Below are 18,140 nucleotides of genomic sequence, written 5' to 3' on the forward strand. Positions count from 1 at the left end.
GACTCAGCCTCCGTGGTGGCCGGGGCGCCCGACGAGTCGGGTCAGCGCCTCGGCCACCAGCGCGTGGTCCTCGGCCTGCGGCAGGCCGGACACCGTCGCGGTCCCCACGACCCCGACCCCCGCGACCGTCACGGGATACGAACCCCCGTGCGCGGCAAAGGAGTCGGGGTCCAGGCGGGAGGATTCCTCGAACGTCGTGCCCTTGGCGCGGAAGCGCGCGCCGACCAGGAACGACGGCGCCGCGTAGCGTTCGGCGACCCGGCGCTTGCGGTCGATCCAGGCGTCGTTGTCGGCGCTGGACCCGGGCAGCGCGCAGCGGAACACCTGACGCGCCCCGTGCCGTACGTCGATGACGACGGGCGCCCCGCGCTCGACGGCCAGCGTGCGCAGCAGCATGCCGAGCTCCCAGGCGTCCTCGTATCCGAACCGGTCGAGCACCAGCCGCCGCTGTTCGGCCTCCAGGGCGGCCACACTGTCGGAGGCCGGGCTCCCTCCGGCCGACGCCGCTCCCGGCGTCTCGGGGTGTGTCGCCGTGTCCCGGGCCCTCACAGCGCCAGCTCCACCGTCACGCCCTCGCGGGCCGAGCGGCGGGCCGCCTCCAGGACGTCGAGCGCGGCCGCGGCCTCGTGCGCGGTGACCGGCGGCTCGCCGCCCTCGCGCAGGGCCTTGGCGACGGCCGCGTAGTACGCCGGATAGTCGCCCGGCACCGTCTCCAGCGGGCGGCCGCCGCCGGTCAGCGGGGACTCGCCCGAACCGACCCGGCCCCACATCGACTCGGGCTCCACGCCCCAGGGTTCGCCCGTGGAAGGCCGCTTGCCGTCCCGCAGCGCCGCCTCCTGCGGGTCGAGGCCGTACTTCACGTAGCCCGCGGACGATCCCAACACCCGGAAGCGCGGGCCCAGTTGGGCGGTCGTGGCGCTGACGTGGAGGTGCGAGCGGACGCCGCTCGCGTGCGTGATCGCGATGAAGGTGTCGTCGTCGGCCTGGGCGCCCGGTCGGCGCACGTCGGCCTCGGCGTAGACGCGCAGGGCCGGGCCGAACAGGACGAGCGCCTGGTCGACGAGGTGACTGCCGAGGTCGTAGAGGAGGCCCCCGATCTCGACCGGGTCGCCCGACTCGCGCCAGCCGCCCTTGGGCTGCGGGCGCCACCGCTCGAAGCGCGACTCGAAGCGCTGGACCGCGCCGAGCTCGCCGTCCGCGAGGAGCCCGCGCAGGGTCAGGAAGTCGTTGTCCCAGCGGCGGTTCTGGAAGACCGAGAGCAGCAGGCCGCGCTCCTCGGCGAGCGCGGCGAGCGCGCGCGCCTCGGCGGCCGTGCCGGCCAGCGGCTTGTCCACGACGACCGGCAGACCGGCCTGGAGCGCCTCGGTGGCGATCGGGACGTGGGTCTTGTTCGGCGAGGCGATCACGACCAGGTCGAGGCCCGCGTCGAACAGCTCCTGGGGGGTCTCCACGAGGCGCAGGCCTTCGCCGTACTCGGCACGGGCCTGCGCCTGGCGCTCGGGGTTCGAGGTGACCACGGCGTCGAGGACCAGGCCCTCGGTCGCGGAGATCAGCGGGGCGTGGAAGACGGAGCCCGCGAGGCCGAAGCCCACGAGTCCCACGCGGAGGGCGGCGGTCTGGTCAGCGTTCAGGGGATCCTTCATGGGATCCACTTAAGCAACGCTGTTGCCAAAGTGCAAGCAAGAGGGACAATGGGTCGGTGAACAGGAGCAATACGGGTGCGAACCTGCCGGCGCTGCGCCACCACAACGCCGCGCTGGTCCTCGACCTGCTGCGGGCCGCGGGCGAGAGCGGCATCAGCCGTCTGGAGCTCGCCGAGCGCACCGGGCTCACTCCGCAGGCGGTCAGCAAGATCACCGGACGGCTGCGCGACGAGGGCACGGCCACCGAGGCGGGCCGCCGCGCCTCCACCGGCGGCAAACCGCGCACCGTGCTCAAGCTGGTGCCGTCCGCCGCGCACGCCATCGGCCTGCACCTGGACCGCGACGAACTGACCGCGGTCCTCGTCGACCTCGCGGGCACCCTGGTGGGCGCCAGGACCGTGCCGCTGGACCTCGGCGCGGAGCCGTCGGACGTGGTGGAGACGGCCGCCGCCGAGGCCGAGGCGCTGACCGGCCGGCGGCGGGTCCTCGGCGTCGGCGTCGCCATGCCGGGCCCGCTCGACCACGACAGCGGGGTGCTGCACCGCGTCACCGGCTTCCCGCACTGGAACGGCTTCCCGCTGCGCGACGCGCTCGCCGAGCGGCTCGGCCGGAAGGTGTTCCTGGACAAGGACACCAACGCCGCCGCACTCGGCCTCGCCCTCCGCGGCGCGGGGCGGGCGGGCTCCTTCGCGTACATCCACCTCGGCAGCGGTCTCGGCGCGGGGCTCGTGCTCGGCGGGTCCCTGCACCGCGGTGCTCGTACGGGCGCGGGCGAGTTCGGCCACCAGACGATCCTGCTCGGCGGGCCCGTGTGCGGCTGCGGCGGGCGCGGCTGCATCGAGGCGCTCTGCCTGGCGGCCGTCGCCCGGGGGGACATCGCGGCCGCGGCCCGCTTCCTCGGGGTGGGCGCGGCCAACCTGGTGGGGCTGCTCGACATCGACGAGGTCCTGCTCGGCGGCCGCACGGTCGGCGCGGACCAGGACACCTTCGTACGGGGCGTGACCGCGGTGGTCGAGGAACGCGCCCGGCGCGGCGGCTCCCCCGAGGTTCCGGTGCGCCCGGCCGCGGGCGGTCCGCACGCGGTGGCGGAGGGCGCGGCCCAGCTCGTCCTCGTCCCCGTCTTCGGCCGGGCGGACGTGGCCTACCCGCAGCCGTAGGGCCCGCGCCGGAGCGCTGATATGACGGCCCGATATTGGGCTGATAGGGCGGTCTTCGGCCGCCGGTCCGGGCATGGCGGGCGGGGCGTGCCCGGTGGGCGGCCCGGGACGTGGCAGGCTCGCGGGCCACGACCGGGTCCGATCGGGAGGCGCCGACTCCGGACGGGCAGCGGCCCCTGACCCCGAACGCCGCGAGCAGCAAAGGCCCCTCATGCGACTGCGCACTGCCCTCGTCACCGCGGTGGCCGCCGCCACGATCACCGCGCTCGCGGGGGTGGCCGCGGCCGACGACGGCGGACGGCCCCCCGGCCGCCACGACCTGGCGCCGCGCAAGCCGGTGGTCGCGGTGCCCGTCGACCCGCCGCTCCAGCTGAAGCTGCCCCTCTGTGCCGGCCGCACCGGCTCCGCGTTCCCGCTCGACACGAAGATCCACGGCGGGCCCGCCGCGTACGTTCCCGGCGGCGGCAGCCGGGCCTGGTCCCTGGACCTCACCAACACCTCCGGCGAGACCTGCGACAGCATCCACCCCGTCCTCGTCCTGGTCGACCGGGACCGCACACTCAGGAACTCCCAGCTCACGATGGAGTTCGACGACCCGGCCACCGGCCGCAGGCACCCCGTGACGTTCCTCAGGACCGACGAGGACGAGCACATCGGCGTCTTCGACGACGGCTTCCCCGGGTTCGTCATCGGTCCCGGCAAGACCCTCACCGTGCCGGTGCGGCTCGGCTTCGCCGACGACACCGTGCCCGGGCAGATCACCGCCAACGCCGCGATCGTGCAGCGGCGGGGCACCAATGGCCAGTGGGTGGGGGAGTCCGGCGACTACCGCTTCGAGGTGGTGGCCGAAGGCGATCCGCCGCACGAACCGGCCCCCGAGCTCGCCGCGACCGGCCGGGGCAGCGCCCTGGCCCCCCTCGGCCTCACCGCGGGCGCCCTCCTCCTGGCGGGCGGCGCCCTGCTGGCCGTGTCCCGCCGACTGCGTACGCGCCGCGGCTGACCGGCTCCGCGTGAACCGGTGCCGGGTATGCCGGTGCCGGTCCGCGTGCCGGTCTCCTGAGGGCGGCTACGCCCGACTCCCGTGCGAGCCGCCCCGCGGGTCCGGCCCCGGGAGTACCCCGGCTGTTCACGTGCCCGTGCGAGCATCGGGCCCGTGGAAAACCCGAACGACTCCCTGAGCGGCGCCTCGAACAACGCCCCGGGCGGCACCCCGAACGACTCCCTGGCCGACACCCCGTACGACTCCCTGACCGGCTACCCGGAGAACCAGGCGCCCGGCGCCCCCATCCGCTCCGGCATCCCGGAGCACGGACGCATCCCGAAGTACTACGCCGTCAAGGCTCAAGTTTCCCTGCTCATCGACGAGTTGGGGGTGGGGGGCCTGCTGCCGACCGAGCGCGATCTGGCCCTGCGCTACGAAGTCGCCCGCGAGACGGTCCGCCAGGCGCTGCGGGAGCTGCTGCTCGAAGGGAGGCTGCGCCGACAGGGCCGCGGCACCGTGGTGGCCGGGGCCAAACTGGAGCAGCCCCTCTCGCTGGCCAGCTACACCGAGGGCGTGCGCCGCCAGGGCCGTACGCCCGGACGTCACCTCATCACCCTCGAACGCTTCCCCTGCCCGCCCGCGCTCGCCGCCGAGACCGGGCTCGGGCGGGGCGAGCCCGTCTGGCACATGGAGCGGGTGCTGCTCGCGGACGACGAGCGCATGGGTCTGGAGAGCACGTACGCGGCGGTGGCCCGGATGCCCGACCTGGACAAGGAGTTCACGCCGGACTCCTCCTTCTACGCCTACCTGCGCGACCGGCTCGGCATCACCCTCGGGGACGTCGACGAGCGCATCGAGACGGTGCTGGCCACGCCTCGCGAGGCGCTGCTCATCGGTACGCCGCCGGCCTTGCCGATGCTGCTCATTCATCGGGTTTCGCGGGATTCTTCGGGGGGGCCGGTTGAGCGGGTCCGGACGCTGTACCGGGGGGACCGGTTCTCCTTCACCACCCACCTCGGGTAGGCGGGGTTCGACTGCGGGCGTCGGGGCCGTTTGCGCCGTTCCCCGCGCCCCCCTTGGTTCGCTTTCGGCTGCGGGCCGTGCCGCTGTTCGCGCAGTTCCCCGCGCCCCTCAACCCCCTTTTGTCCGTCCGCCGTGGGGGGTTCTCGCGCCGTTCCTCGCGCCCCTCAACCCCCTTTTGTCCGTCCGCCGTGGGGGGTTCTCGCGCCGTTCCTCGCGCCCCCTGGGGGGTGTCACGGATAGGTAACGGGTCTAGGCCAAGTTTGGGCGGTCGTTCACCGGCTCGTTGCTGGGTGGACCGGTGTGGGACACCGGTGCCGAGGAGCGTGACCGGCGTGAGAGTCATCGTCGTTGGAGCCGGCGTGGTGGGAACCATGCACGCCTGGCACGCAGTGGAACGCGGCCACGAGGTCGTACACATCGAGCGCGAGAGCGAGGCGCGCGGGGCATCGCTCCGCAACTTCGGCCAGATCTGGGTCAGTGGCCGCGCGGGCGGCGAGGAGCTGGACACCGCGCTGCGGGCCCGCGAGCTGTGGGAGGGGATCGGCGCGCGCGTCCCCGGGCTCGGCTTCCGCCCCAACGGTTCGCTGACCCCGCTGCGCACCGGCCTCGAACTCGCCGTGGCGGAGGCCGCGTTGGCCCGGCCGGACGCCGCCGCCCGGGGCTACAAGCTCCTGACCGCCGACGAGGCCCGCGCCCTCAACCCCGCCCTGCGCGGAGACTTCGAGGCCGCCCTGTGGTGCGAGCGGGACGCGGCCGTCGAGCCGCGCACCGCGCAACTCGCCCTGAAGCAAGCTCTGTTGGCTTCCGGCCGGTACACCTTCCTGGGTGGGCGGGAGGTCCGCGACGTCGTCGGCGCCGGAGCCGTCCGTGACGACCACGGTGACGTGCACACCGGTGACGTCGTCGTGCTGTGCACGGGGGCGTGGCTCGGCGGGCTCGTCCGCGAGCTCGTGCCCGACCTGCCCGTGCGCCGCGTACGGCTCCAGATGATGCAGACCGCGCCGCTCGGCGAGCCGCTGACCACGTCCATCGCCGACGCCGACAGCTTCCGCTACTACCCGGCGTACGCGAGTGAGGCGCTCGACGCGCTGAACGCCGGGCAGGCGCAGGACCCGACCGCCGCCGCCCACAAGATGCAGCTCCTGATGGTGCAGCGCGAGGACGGCGGGCTGACCATCGGCGACACCCACGAGTACGAGCACCCCTTCGCCTTCGACGTCCTGGAGGAGCCGTACGAGCACCTCGTCCGGGTCGTCGAGTCCTTCCTCGGGCGGCCGCTGCCCACGATCCAGCGGCGCTGGGCCGGGGTCTACGCCCAGTGCACCGACACCTCGCGCGTGGTGCACCGCCAGCGGGTGCGGGACGGGGTGTGGCTGGTGACCGGGCCGGGCGGGCGCGGCATGACCTGCTCCCCGGCCATCGCCGAGCAGACCGCGAACGAGCTGGGCTGGTGAGGGAGTTGACCACGATGAACGCGTACCACCTGGTGGTGCTCGACATGGCGGGCACCACGGTCGCCGACGGCGGGCTCGTCGAGCGGGCCTTCGCGAGCGCCGCCGCCCGGCTCGGCGTCGAGCCGGGATCCGCCGAGCACGCCACCATGCTCGACCACGTCCGCGCCACCATGGGCGAGTCCAAGATCTCCGTCTTCCGTCACCTCTTCGGCGACGAGGCCAAGGCGCGGACCGCGAACACCGCCTTCGAGGAGGCGTACGGCACGCTCGTCGACGGCGGGCTCATCGCCCCGGTGCCGGGTGCCCGGGAGGCCGTCGAGCGGTTGAGGGCCGAGGGCCGGACCGTCGTCCTGTCCACGGGGTTCGCCCGCGTCACCCAGGACGCCATCCTCGCCGCGCTGGGCTGGCAGGACCTCGTCCCGCTGACGCTGTGCCCGGCCGACGCGGGGGGCCGCGGCCGCCCCTACCCCGACATGGTGCTCAGCGCCTTCCTGCGCACCGGCGCGGTGGACTCGGTGCGCGACATCGCGGTGGCCGGCGACACCTCGTACGACATGCTCAGCGGGGTGCGGTCCGGCGCGGGCATCGTCGCGGGCGTGCTGACGGGGGCCCACGACAAGGAGGTGCTCGCCGGGGCGGGCGCCACCCATGTCCTCGGCTCGGTCGCCGAACTCCCGGACCTGATAGCAGAGTTGGAGGCCGGGAGGTGACCGGCGCCGCCCCGCGCAGCGGCATCCGCTTCGACGGCGTCAGCGTCGCCTACCACGGCAACGTGGTCCTCGACTCGCTCGACCTCGCCGTCGAACCCGGCGAGGTCATGGCCCTGCTCGGCCCCTCGGGCTCGGGCAAGACCACCGCGCTGAGGGCCGTCGCCGGGTTCGTCCAGCCTGCCCGGGGCCGGGTCTTCATCGGCGACCGCGACGTGACCCACCTGCCGCCCCATCGGCGCGGCATCGGCATGGTCGTCCAGCAGTACGCGCTCTTCCCGCACATGCGCGTCGAGGACAACGTGGCGTTCGGCCTCAAGGCCCGGAAGGTCCCCAAGGGGCAGATCCCCGGCCGGGTCGCGGAGGCCCTCGCCATGACCGGCATGGACGCCTACGCCCGGCGCTTCCCGCGCGAGCTCTCCGGTGGCCAGCAGCAGCGCGTCGCCATCGCCCGCGCGCTCGCCATCCGCCCCGACGTCCTCCTCCTCGACGAGCCGCTCTCCGCGCTCGACGCACAGCTGCGCTCCGGCATGCTCACTGAACTCGCCCGGCTGCACCGCGAGTTGCCCGACGTCTCCATCCTGTACGTCACCCACGACCAGGTCGAGGCGCTCACCCTGGCCGACCGCATCGCCGTCATGGACAAGGCGCGCCTCCAGGACTGCGGAACCCCACAGGACCTCTACCGGCGGCCCCGCACGGAGTTCACGGCGTCGTTCGTCGGCAACGCGAACCTCCTGCCGGTGCGGGTCGGCGCCGGGTCCGTGCTGTTCGGGGACACCGAACTGTCCGTGGCCACCGACGAGGCCACCTGGGGCGCGATGGCCACGCTGTGCGTGCGGCCGCACCTGGTCGGGCTCGGGGCGGGCCCCAACGCGCTGCGCGGAAGGATCGTGGAGGTGCAGTGGCGCGGAGCCACGCACCGGCTGTACGTCGAGGTCGCCGGGCACCGCGTGAAGGCGGACGTCCGCGAGCTCCGGGTCACCCCGGCCCTGGGCGACGAGGTCACCCTGCACTTCGCCCGCGAGGACGCGGTGCTGCTGACGGCGGGGGTGTCGGATGGCTAGGCGCGGCCCGGCGGTGCTGGGCAGCGGCCCGGCGCCGAGGGCGGTGCCCAGCGGTCCCGCCCCGCGGAACGACGCCCCGCACCAGGGCGGTGGGCGTCAACTCCCCACCTCTGTCTGGGCGTTGCCGCCGGTGGCCGTGCTCGCCGCCGTCTTCCTCTACCCTCTCGTCCTCGTCGTCCAGCAGTCCCTCTCGCCGGACTCGGGGGGAACCTCCCTCCAGCCGTACGCCGACGTCTTCGGCTCCGCGGCGTTCCGGGACGCGCTCGCGACCACCGTCTGGCTCGCGGTCGGGGCGACCGCCGGGTGCCTCGTGCTCGGGTTCGTGCTCGCGCTCGTCATCGCGTTCGTGCCGTTCCCCGGCGGGAAGGCCGTCGCGAAGTTCATCGACGTCTTCCTCTCCTTCCCGTCCTTCCTGATCACGCTGGCCCTGCTGTTCGTCTACGGCACGGTCGGCATGGCCAACGGGCTGTGGACGGACGTGACCGGCGCGCACAGCGGGCCCTTCCAGTTCCTGACCACGCCCTGGGGCGTGCTGCTCGCGGAGATCACGTACTTCACGCCGTTCGTGATGCGCCCGCTGCTCGCCGCGTTCTCCCAACTGGACACCGCCCAGCTGGAGGTGGCGTCCTCGCTCGGCGCGCGGCCGGCCAGGATCGTCCGGCGGGTGATCCTGCCCGAGGCGCTGCCCGCGCTCGCGGCCGGCGGCTCGCTCGTCCTGGTGATGTGCCTCAACGAGTTCGGCATCGTGCTGTTCACCGGTGCCAAGGGGGTCACCACGCTCCCCATGCTCGTCTACAGCAAGGCGATCCTGGAGTCGGACTACCCGGCCGCCTGCGTCGTCGCCGTCGTCAACATCGCGATTTCCGTGGGCCTCTACGGCCTCTACCGGGTGGTGAGCCGTCGTGTTGGTGCATAGCCGGGGCGGCCGCTGGGCCACCTGGACCGTCTTCTTCGTCCTGTTCCTGCCGATCTTCGCGCTGCCGCTGCTCGTCATCGTGGCCGCGTCGTTCGCGACCAGCTGGTCGAGCGCCTTCCCCTCCGGGTTCACCACCGGCCACTACGCGGCCGCCACCGGCGGCGACTCGCTCCGGGCGCTCACCACGAGCCTGGTGACCGCCCTCGCGGCGAGCGTCCTCGCGCTGACGGTGGGCTCGTGGGCCGCGCTCGCGGCGGCCGCCCTCAAGAAGGGCGGGCGGCGGTTCATGGACGCCCTGTTCGTGCTGCCGGTCGCCGTGCCGTCGGTGGTCGTCGGCCTCGCGGTGCTCGTCGCGTTCTCCAAGCCGCCGGTGCTGCTCAACGGGACGCGCTGGATCGTGATCCTGGCGCACACCATCCTGGTGATGGCGTTCGCCTACCAGTCGGTCTCGGCCGCCGTCCTGCGCCTCGACCCGATGTACGAACAGGCCGCCGCCAGCCTGGGCGCCCGGCCGCACGTGGTGCTGTGGCGCGTGAGGCTGCCGCTCCTGCTGCCGTCCCTGACCGCGGCCGCCGGGCTCTGCTTCGCCCTGTCCATGGGCGAGTTGAGCGCCACCATGATGCTCTACCCGCCGGACTGGACCCCGCTGCCGGTGCAGATCTTCGCGGCCACCGACCGCGGCTCCCTCTTCACCGGAGCGGCCGTCGCCGTGGTGCTCATGGGCACCACGCTGCTCGTCCTGCTCGCCGTCTCCCGCATCCGCACCAGAGCCTCCTTCCGCTGACCCGGAACGCCACCGATCCGCCACCCCGCAGACCCAGCTGAGCCCTGCCGACCCGAGAACCTCAGGAGCCCCGAACGTCATGCCCAGAAACACCCTCACCGCGCTCAAGCCGATCGCCGCCGTCACCGGCAGCCTCGCCCTCGCCGCCACCCTCTCCGGCTGCGGCGGCGACTCCTCCGCCGACTCCGGCGCGAAGACCGTCACCGTCTACAGCGCCGACGGCCTCAAGGGCGAGAAGGGCGACGGCTGGTACGACAAGGTCTTCAAGGACTTCGAGGCGAAGACCGGCATCAAGGTCAAGTACGTGGAGGGCGGCTCCGGCGAGATGGTGCAGCGCGCCGTCCGCGAGAAGTCCAACACCCAGGCGGACCTCCTCATCACCCTGCCGCCGTTCATCCAGCAGGCGCAGAGCAAGGGGCTGCTCCAGAAGTACGCGCCGGCCGGCGCCGACAAGGTCGACGGCGGCGCCAAGTCGCCCGACGGCATGTGGACCTCGGTCGTCAACAACTACTTCGGGTTCATCTACAACAAGAAGGAACTGAAGGACGCGCCCAGGAACTGGGACGACCTCCTTGAGGCCAAGTACAAGAACAAGATCCAGTACTCCACGCCGGGCGTAGCGGGCGACGGCACCGCCCTGGTCATCAAGGCCATGCACGACTTCGGCGGCAAGGAGGCCGCCATGGAGTACCTGCGCAAGCTCCAGGCCAACAACGTGGGGCCGTCCGCCTCCACCGGCAAGCTCGCGCCCAAGGTCGACAAGGGCGAGCTGCTCGCCGCCAACGGCGACGTGCAGATGAACTACGCGCAGGCCAAGACCATGCCCAACCTCGGCATCTGGTTCCCGGGCACCGCGAGCGGCACCAAGCCGTCCTCCTTCGGACTGCCGTACGCGGCCGGCCTGGTCAGCAAGGCCCCGCACAGCGCCAACGGCAAGAAGCTCCTCGACTACATGCTGAGCGACGACGCCCAGAAGGAGGTCAGCGCGATCGGCGGCGGCTTCGCGGCGCGCACCGACATCAAGGCCACCGACGCCAACGCGGTGTCGCTCGGAAAGCTGATGCAGGGCGTCGACGTGTTCCAGCCGGACTGGATGGACATCGCCAAGAACCTGCCCGAGTACGTCGACGCGTGGAAGAACGCCACCGCGAGCTGATCGGTCCCGATCGGTGATCGACCGGGCCGGGATCGGCGGATCCTGACTAGGCTGGGGGCGCCGGCAACGCACAGTGCGGTGCGCCGGCGTCCCAGCTCATCGCTCAGCAGCGCGAAGACCGCGCAGAACGCAGGAGTCCGCACCCATGGCAGAGCGCAAGCCGATCGAATCCTGGCTCACCGACATGGACGGTGTCCTCATCCACGAGGGCACCCCCATCCCCGGCGCGGACGCCTTCCTGAAGGGCCTCAAGGAGTCCGGGAAGCCGTTCCTGGTGCTCACCAACAACTCCATCTACACCCCGCGCGACCTCCAGGCCCGGCTCTCGCGGATGGGGTTGCAGGTGCCGGTCGAGAACATCTGGACCTCGGCGCTGGCCACCGCGAAGTTCCTCGACGACCAGCGCCCCGGCGGCACCGCCTACGTCATCGGCGAGGCGGGCCTGACCACCGCGCTGCACGACATCGGGTACGTGCTGACCGACCACGAGCCCGACTACGTCGTCCTGGGCGAGACCCGTACGTACAGCTTCGAGGCGCTCACCAAGGCGATCCGGCTGATCAACGGCGGAGCCCGGTTCATCTGCACCAACCCGGACGAGACCGGACCGAGCCAGGAGGGCCCGCTGCCCGCCACCGGCGCGGTCGCCGCCCTGATCACCAAGGCGACCGGCAAGAAGCCGTACTTCGCGGGCAAGCCCAATCCGCTGATGATGCGCACCGGTCTCAACGCGATCGGCGCGCACTCCGAGACCAGCGCCATGATCGGCGACCGGATGGACACGGACGTGCTCGCGGGCCTTGAGGCGGGCATGCAGACCTTCCTGGTCCTGACGGGGCTGACCCGGCCGGACGACGTGGAGCGGTACCCGTTCCGGCCGTCCAAGATCGTCGACTCGATCGCGGACCTGGTGAAGCTGATCTGACCTCCGGCCGGGCGGGCCGTTGGTCCGTCCGGCCGAGCCGCCACGCCCTCGGGATGCGGAATGCGGCGCCACGCGTGAATCTCGGTTGCAGGAGGTTCACGATGCGCATCCGTCCCATCACCTTGTGTGCGGCCCTGGCGGCCGCCGCCCTGACCGTGCTGCCCGCGTCCCCCGCGGCGGCCGAGTCCGAGCCGCACGGATCGGTGCGGGCGACCCCGAGCACCACGGCCCCCGGCGGGGAGGTGGACCTGCGGGTCAGCGTGTGCAGCGGCCGCGAGGCGACCGGCACCTCCGACGCCTTCGTGTCGGAGGCCCGCTTCACGCCCGCGGCCGACGGCGGCCTCTTCGCGCAGGCCCGCATCCGCTCGGACGCGCAGGACCGCGACTACGACATCTGGGTCAACTGCAAGGACAGCTCCGGCAAGGCGAGCGGCCGGCTCACCGTGGTCCACGGCGACTCGCACCGCGACCGGGACCATGACCGCGACCACTCCCGGCCCACCCCGTTCCGGCCCGTGCACGCGGGTGGCGGAGGCACGGCGACGCTCGCCGCGGACGGCGCCGAGGAGCAGGGCCCGGGCATCCGGCACGAGATGATCGGTCTCGCCCTCGCGGCCGTCGCGGCGGTGGCCGTGGCCTCGCGCAGCGTGCGGCGCCGACGCGGCGGCGGCGACTGAGATGTCCTCGGCACGGGGCAGTGGGCGGCTGGTCACCGGCCTCGCCTGGGCCGTGCTGCTGCTCGGCCTGTGGCTGTGGGGCCGGGACGTCTCCGGCGGCTCGGGCAGTACGTCCGGGCCCATCACGGGCGACATCGCGGCCGTCGGCCGGCCGCTGGGTGCTCCGCTGCCGCCCGCGCACGACCCCCTGCGGGGTGCGGCGCCGCAGCGCGTGGAGATCCCCTCCATAGGCATCGCCGCGCCGGTCGTCCCACGCGGCCTGGACGCGGAGGGCGCGGTCGACCCGCCGCCCTACAACCGGCCCGGCACCGTCGGCTGGTTCGACGGCGGGGCCCGGCCCGGTGAGGCGGGCGCGGCCCTGCTGGTCGGGCACGTCGACACCGAGAGCAAGCCGGCCGTCTTCTACGGCCTGAGCGCGGCCCGCGCCGGTCAGCAGGTCAAGGTGACCGCCGCCGACGGCACGGTCGCGGAGTTCACCATCGACGACGTGCGGGTCTTTCCCCGCAGCCACTTCGACGCGGCCACGGTGTACGGGCCCCGGCAGCGGGGCCGCGCCGAGCTGCGCCTGATCACCTGCGGCGGAACGTACGACCGCAGGACGAAGGCCTACACCGCCAACGTGGTGGTCTCGGCCTATCTGACCGACGCGAGGGAAGCGGCCCCTTCGAAGCCGCCGAAGCCCTGACCGCGCGGCGCGGGTGGCCGGGCCCGGGCTCCGGACGGCCGCCGGGCACCTGGCCCGGCCGACGGCCCGCTCCCCCCGGAGCCGCCGGCCGGGCTGGTCCTCGACCGCGCGGGCACGGGCTGCGGGAGAAGCCCGGCACTACCGCGGGAGGTTCAGTGGGGTCGAGAGGTCGTGGGGCGAACCGGGCTTCGGTCGACACCCCCACTCTAGAGCCGATGGGCGTCCCTGGCCTAGGTATGGATAACGCCAAGTCGCCTTGCGGCTGCGCTGCGTTGAGGGCCCGGGGCGGTGTCGATCCGGGCCCGGATCCGGCCCGCCGGTTCAACCGCCTTGCCGTGTGCGGCAGGTGGGCGCTGGTCGCGGCCCTCTCGCTGTCGGCCGCGGGCTGCGGTGCCTCCGGTGGCGGGTCGGCGCCCGCCCCGAACCCGAGTCCCTCCGGTGCGGTCCGGCAGGCCGACCCGGCGAGCCCGTTCTGGGTGAACCCCCACACCAACGCGGCGCGCCAGCTGGCCGCGTACACACGGGCCGGTGACGGCGCGAAGGCCGCGCTCATCAAGAAGATCGCCGAGCAGCCGGTGGGCGAGTGGATCGCCGGGAACAACCCCGAGGCGACCGTGCGCGGCTACACCGAGGCGGCGGCGAGCCAGGGCCGCACGGCGCTGCTCGTCCTCTACAACATCCCGCACCGCGACTGCGGCCAGTTCTCCAAGGGCGGCGCCCCCGACAGCGAGGCCTACCGGGACTGGGTCGACCAGGTCGCCCGGGGCATCGGGCAGCGTCCCACCATGGTGGTCCTGGAGCCGGACGCCGTCCTGCACCTGGTGGACGGCTGCACCCCGGCGGCCTTCCACGAGGCGCGGTACGCCCTGCTGAAGGGCGCCGTCGAGCGGCTCAAGCGCCAGCCCACCACCAAGGTGTACGTGGACGCGGGCAACGCCGGGTGGCGCTCGCCGGGCGCCCTGGACGAGCCGCTGCGGCGGGCGGGGATCGACAGCGCCGACGGGTTCGCGGTCAACGTGTCCAACTTCCAGACGACACGGGCGAGCCGGGAGTTCGGCGAGCGCCTGTCGGCGAAGGTCGGCGGCAAGCACTTCGTGATCGACACCAGCCGCAACGGCAACGGTCCCTACACCGGGGGCGACCCGGCCGAGAACTGGTGCAACCCGCCGGGCCGGGCCCTGGGGGAGCGTCCCACGACGCGGACGGGGGGCGGCGCGGTCGACGCCTACGTGTGGGCGAAGCGGCCCGGGGAGTCGGACGGCCCGTGCAAGGGCGGCCCCCCGGCGGGCGCCTGGTGGCCGGAATACGCCCTGGCCCTCGCGGGCAACTCGCGCTGAGCGACCCGCCGCCCGGGAACGACCGAGGCCCCCTCGCGCTGGGCGAGGGGGCCTCGGTGGTGCGTGCGCCGCCAGGGACTCGAACCCCGGACCCGCTGATTAAGAGTCAGCTGCTCTAACCAACTGAGCTAGCGGCGCCTGCTGACCTGGAAAACCTTACCGGACTCCAGAGGGTGGTTTTGACCAGCGCCACGCTGTCAGATGTTCGTTTTATCCCTTCCGTTCCGTCAAAATGCGACGAGTTAGGACAATCGCGGCGCCGCTCTCCGTGCGGCAGCCCGCAAAAGATCTTCGAAGTCTCCGAGAACGGAACGAACGGGAGGGGATGCGGATGAAGGCCAGTACGCCGGGGCCGGTGTTCGAGGACTACGAGCCCACGGGGGAGTGCGGCTGTCCCGGCTGCGCCGACCGCAGGCGCTCGCGGCTGCTCCCCGTGCGCGACGGCGGCCTGCCCGCGGCGAACGGCGGCGCGCGCCGGGCGCTGGTGGCGGCCACCGCGGCCTCGATGGTGCTCGGCGGCGGCACCGTGGCCGCGGCCGCCCCCGCCCCGCTGCCCGAGGGAACCGGCGCCAACTCCGCCGCCGACCCCGGGCCGCCCACCGAGCAGGGCGCCCGGACAGGACTGCACGGCGCGCCCGGCCAGGCCGCGGTCGCGCCCACCAAGCTGCGGCCCATCACCCGGGCCGAGATCATCAACCGGGCCAAGGTCTGGGTCGCCGCCTCCGTCCCGTACAACATGGAGGCGTACTGGACGGACGGGTACCGGCAGGACTGCTCGGGCTATGTGTCCATGGCCTGGGACCTCGGCACCAACGAGTGGACGGGGAGCCTGGACCGGTTCGCGGTGCGGGTGACCCGCGACGAGCTCCAGCCCGGCGACATCCTGCTCTTCCACAACCCGACCAACCCCACCAAGGGCTCGCACGTCGTGATCTTCGGGGGCTGGACCGACTACACGCACACCTACTACACCGCCTACGAGCAGACCCCGCCCGGCACCCGCAAGCAGGCCACCCCGTACGCGTACTGGAAGAACTCGGCGAGCTACCTGCCCTACCGGTACAAGGGGCTCGCCACCGGCAGCGGGGGCGGGGAGCCCGGCAACGACAGCGAGGGGGCTGAGTCTGTTGCGTTCCCCGGCGCGGACAAGTTCGGGCCCGGCGCCGACAACAGCTACGTCACCCGCCTCGGCCAGATGCTGATGCGGCGCGGCGGCAGCCGCTTCTACACCGAGGGCCCGGGACCGCGCTGGGGCTCGGCCGACCTCAACGCGACCCGCGCCTTCCAGCAGGCCCAGGGCTGGACCGGCGCGGACGCCGACGGGATCCCGGGCGCGCGCACCTGGGCGCTGCTGGTGCAGGGGACCGGCAAGGACATCGCCCCCGCCACACCCGCGCCGCCCGCGACCCCGGCCCCGGGCGGACCGGGGGCGGCGCGGCCCGCCTACCCCGGCATGAGCCACTTCCGGCCGGGCCAGGACAACCCGTACGTCACCCAACTCGGCCGGCAGCTCGTGAAGAAGGGCTTCGGCAGGTACTACACCTCAGGTCCCGGGCCGCGCTGGGGCGAGGCGGACCGGCGCAACGTCGAGGCGTTCCAGCGGGCCCAGGGCTGGTCGGGCGCGGAGGCCGACGGCTACCCGGGCCCCGAGACCTGGCGGCGGCTCTTCGCATGACGGAGGCAAGGACGAGCATGCAGACCCCCATCGAAGGCGCCGGAGCGCCCCGGGACCCCGCGTTCGGCGGGGACGCCGGGCGCAGGGTGGCCGTGATCCGCAGCGAGAACACCGCCGAGATCCCGGTCCACCTGCTGTTCCGCGACGACACCGGCCCCAACCCGGTCGTCCCCGCCGCCGCCCCGGCCGCCCCGCGCCCGGGGCCGCCCCGGCAGGCCGGGACCCGCCCGGTCGTCAAGCCCCCGGTCAGACCCGCGACCCCGGCCGACCCGCGCATCGCGGAGCGGCCCGGCCCGGTGCTGCCCGGCCGGGCGGCCCTGGGGGCCGGGATCCTCGCGCTCGCCGGGTGCGGGGCCGTCCTGTGGTGGGCGGGCGTCCTGCCCCGGCGGGTCACCGCGCCGCTGCGGCTGCCCGCGTACCCGTACCACGGGATCGCCCCCGAACAGTGGGGGCTGCTCGCCCTCGGGGTGAGTGCGGCGGTCCTCGCCTTCGGCGGGCTCGGCCGCGGCCAGGTCGGGCACGCCTGGGTGCTGTCGCTGTTCGGCGACTACCGCGGCAGCGTGCGCCGCACCGGTCTGGTGTGGATGAGCCCGCTGCTCCTGCGCCGCCGCGTCGACCTGCGTCTGCGGCACTGGCGCAGCGAGCCGATGGGCGCGGTCGACGCGAACGGCACCGCGCTGCGGGTCGTGGTGCTGGTGGTGTGGCGGATCCGGGACACCGCGCGGGCCACGCTCGCCGTCGCCGACCACGAGACGTATCTGCGCCAGCAGGTCGAGGCGGCGATGGCCCGGGTCCTCTCGCAGCTCCCGGCCGACGCCTTCCACGAGGACGCGCCCACCCTGCGCGACGCGGAGGCCGTCGGCGACGCGCTGACCCGGATGCTGAAGGCGGAGGCGGAGCCGGTCGGCATCGAGCTGTACTCGGCGCAGCCCACCGGGATCGAGTACGCGCCCGAGGTGGCGGCGGCGATGCGCAGACAGCGGATCGCGGCGATCGACGCCCGCCACCGCGACCAGGTGCTGACCTCGGTGGTGGACGCCGTGGACGACACGGTGCGCCGGCTGACCTCACGCGGTCTGGTGGACCTCGACGACTACGAGCGCAAGGCCCTGGTGAAGGACCTGACGGTCGCCTTCTGCACGGGACGGGGCGCGGGGGAGAGCGCCTGAGCGGGCCGCGCCGGACGGAACGGGGCCGCCGGACCCGATCGCGTACGGGGCCTGGACACGGCCAAGTCCCGTCCATAGTCTGGGAGTTGGTCTAGACCGGAACATGAAATACCGCACGCGTGCAGCTCCATCCAAGGAACTCCCCCACGTTCTCCAGGAGTGGTCAGCATGCGACACAAGCAGCGGCTCGGTGCCGCCGTGGTGGGGCTCGCCGTCGTCGGCGCGTCCCTGCTCGCGACCGGCAGTGCGAGCAGTCACGGCTACACCGACCAGCCGATCAGCCGACAGAAGCTGTGCGCCAACGGCACCGTCGCCGACTGCGGCGAGATCCAGTGGGAGCCGCAGTCCGTCGAGGGCCCCAAGGGCTTCCCGGCCGCCGGCCCCGCCGACGGAACGATCTGCGCGGGCGGCAACGACAGATTCGCCGAGCTGGACGACCCGCGCGACGGGACCGGCTGGCCCACCACGCAGCTGACGGGCGGTCAGACCTACACCTTCCGCTGGCAGTTCACCGCCCGCCACGCGACGACCGACTTCCGCTACTACCTCACCAAGCAGGGCTGGGACCCCACCCAGCCGCTGACCCGGGACGCGCTCGACACCCGGCCGTTCCTCGTCGTGCCCTACGGCGGCAAGCAGCCACCGGGCACCGTCTCGCACCAGGGAACCATCCCCACCGGCCGCACCGGTCACCACATCGTCCTCGCCGTGTGGACGATCGCCGACACCGGCAACGCCTTCTACGCCTGCTCGGACGTTCAGTTCTGACGCTCCGTCAACTAC

At 73.4% G+C, this 18,140-nt stretch carries 18 protein-coding genes and 1 tRNA gene; 16 read left to right on the forward strand and 3 right to left on the reverse strand.

Features of this window, described 5'->3' with window-relative positions:
* Positions 1 to 3: 3 nt before the first annotated feature.
* Together DT019_RS11610 and DT019_RS11615 are read right to left on the reverse strand one after the other, a co-directional pair.
* Entirely contained in the window at positions 4 to 471 is a 468-nt protein-coding gene (locus tag DT019_RS11610; RefSeq protein ID WP_114036675.1) for a heme-degrading domain-containing protein, read from the reverse strand.
* Between the two features lie 74 nt (positions 472 to 545).
* Positions 546 to 1,643, reverse strand: coding sequence for a Gfo/Idh/MocA family oxidoreductase (locus DT019_RS11615; protein ID WP_114036676.1), 1,098 nt, complete (start codon positions 1,641 to 1,643; stop codon positions 546 to 548).
* Between the two features lie 56 nt (positions 1,644 to 1,699).
* Here DT019_RS11615 and DT019_RS11620 point away from each other — a divergent pair, with 56 nt between their 5' ends.
* From DT019_RS11620 to DT019_RS11680, 13 genes are all read left to right on the forward strand, one after another.
* A complete protein-coding gene (locus DT019_RS11620; protein ID WP_114036677.1) occupies positions 1,700 to 2,800 on the forward strand; it encodes an ROK family transcriptional regulator in 1,101 nt (366 codons plus the stop codon).
* A gap of 211 nt (positions 2,801 to 3,011) precedes the next feature.
* On the forward strand, positions 3,012 to 3,800 hold the full coding sequence (locus tag DT019_RS11625; RefSeq protein ID WP_114036678.1) for a hypothetical protein: 789 nt from the start codon (positions 3,012 to 3,014) through the stop codon (positions 3,798 to 3,800).
* Positions 3,801 to 4,046: 246 nt separating this feature from the next.
* Positions 4,047 to 4,805, forward strand: coding sequence for a GntR family transcriptional regulator (locus DT019_RS11630; protein ID WP_114036901.1), 759 nt, complete (start codon positions 4,047 to 4,049; stop codon positions 4,803 to 4,805).
* 332 nt (positions 4,806 to 5,137) lie between these two features.
* On the forward strand, positions 5,138 to 6,259 hold the full coding sequence (locus DT019_RS11635) for a TIGR03364 family FAD-dependent oxidoreductase (protein ID WP_114036679.1): 1,122 nt from the start codon (positions 5,138 to 5,140) through the stop codon (positions 6,257 to 6,259).
* 14 nt (positions 6,260 to 6,273) lie between these two features.
* On the forward strand, positions 6,274 to 6,969 hold the full coding sequence (locus DT019_RS11640) for a phosphonatase-like hydrolase (protein ID WP_114036680.1): 696 nt from the start codon (positions 6,274 to 6,276) through the stop codon (positions 6,967 to 6,969).
* Complete coding sequence (locus DT019_RS11645; RefSeq protein ID WP_114036681.1) at positions 6,966 to 8,033, forward strand: ABC transporter ATP-binding protein; 1,068 nt, start codon at positions 6,966 to 6,968, stop codon at positions 8,031 to 8,033. The genes DT019_RS11640 and DT019_RS11645 overlap by 4 nt, the downstream gene beginning before the upstream one ends.
* Positions 8,026 to 8,949, forward strand: coding sequence for a 2-aminoethylphosphonate ABC transporter permease subunit (locus DT019_RS11650; protein ID WP_114036682.1), 924 nt, complete (start codon positions 8,026 to 8,028; stop codon positions 8,947 to 8,949). Before DT019_RS11645 ends, DT019_RS11650 begins: the two co-directional genes overlap by 8 nt.
* A complete protein-coding gene (locus DT019_RS11655) occupies positions 8,936 to 9,733 on the forward strand; it encodes an ABC transporter permease (RefSeq protein ID WP_114036683.1) in 798 nt (265 codons plus the stop codon). The genes DT019_RS11650 and DT019_RS11655 overlap by 14 nt, the downstream gene beginning before the upstream one ends.
* 79 nt (positions 9,734 to 9,812) lie before the next feature.
* The gene (locus DT019_RS11660) at positions 9,813 to 10,889 is read left to right on the forward strand and encodes a 2-aminoethylphosphonate ABC transporter substrate-binding protein (protein WP_114036684.1); all 1,077 of its coding nucleotides are present in this window, start codon (positions 9,813 to 9,815) and stop codon (positions 10,887 to 10,889) included.
* A gap of 145 nt (positions 10,890 to 11,034) precedes the next feature.
* Positions 11,035 to 11,814 carry an HAD-IIA family hydrolase gene (locus DT019_RS11665; protein WP_114036685.1) on the forward strand — a complete coding sequence of 260 codons (780 nt, stop codon included), beginning with the start codon at positions 11,035 to 11,037 and terminating at the stop codon, positions 11,812 to 11,814.
* Between the two features lie 101 nt (positions 11,815 to 11,915).
* Positions 11,916 to 12,491 carry a hypothetical protein gene (locus tag DT019_RS11670; protein ID WP_114036686.1) on the forward strand — a complete coding sequence of 192 codons (576 nt, stop codon included), beginning with the start codon at positions 11,916 to 11,918 and terminating at the stop codon, positions 12,489 to 12,491.
* Position 12,492: 1 nt separating this feature from the next.
* Positions 12,493 to 13,176 carry a class F sortase gene (locus tag DT019_RS11675; protein WP_114036687.1) on the forward strand — a complete coding sequence of 228 codons (684 nt, stop codon included), beginning with the start codon at positions 12,493 to 12,495 and terminating at the stop codon, positions 13,174 to 13,176.
* A gap of 335 nt (positions 13,177 to 13,511) precedes the next feature.
* Complete coding sequence (locus DT019_RS11680) at positions 13,512 to 14,513, forward strand: glycoside hydrolase family 6 protein (protein ID WP_223279424.1); 1,002 nt, start codon at positions 13,512 to 13,514, stop codon at positions 14,511 to 14,513.
* Between the two features lie 64 nt (positions 14,514 to 14,577).
* On the opposite strand, the gene DT019_RS11685 is transcribed toward DT019_RS11680, so the two are convergent.
* Positions 14,578 to 14,651 (reverse strand) — tRNA-Lys (locus DT019_RS11685).
* 193 nt (positions 14,652 to 14,844) lie between these two features.
* Here DT019_RS11685 and DT019_RS11690 point away from each other — a divergent pair.
* The 3 genes from DT019_RS11690 to DT019_RS11700 all read left to right on the forward strand — a co-directional run bounded on the left by DT019_RS11690 (position 14,845) and on the right by DT019_RS11700 (position 18,125).
* A complete protein-coding gene (locus tag DT019_RS11690) occupies positions 14,845 to 16,188 on the forward strand; it encodes a peptidoglycan-binding protein (protein ID WP_114036902.1) in 1,344 nt (447 codons plus the stop codon).
* A 17-nt stretch (positions 16,189 to 16,205) separates the two neighbouring features.
* Positions 16,206 to 17,357: an SPFH domain-containing protein gene (locus DT019_RS11695; RefSeq protein WP_411292700.1), complete on the forward strand. Its 1,152-nt coding sequence runs from the start codon at positions 16,206 to 16,208 to the stop codon at positions 17,355 to 17,357.
* Between the two features lie 168 nt (positions 17,358 to 17,525).
* Entirely contained in the window at positions 17,526 to 18,125 is a 600-nt protein-coding gene (locus DT019_RS11700) for a lytic polysaccharide monooxygenase (RefSeq protein WP_114036903.1), read from the forward strand.
* Positions 18,126 to 18,140 lie beyond the last annotated feature (15 nt).

This window comes from Streptomyces sp. SDr-06 (genome assembly GCF_003324565.1).
Lineage (GTDB): Bacteria > Actinomycetota > Actinomycetes > Streptomycetales > Streptomycetaceae > Streptomyces.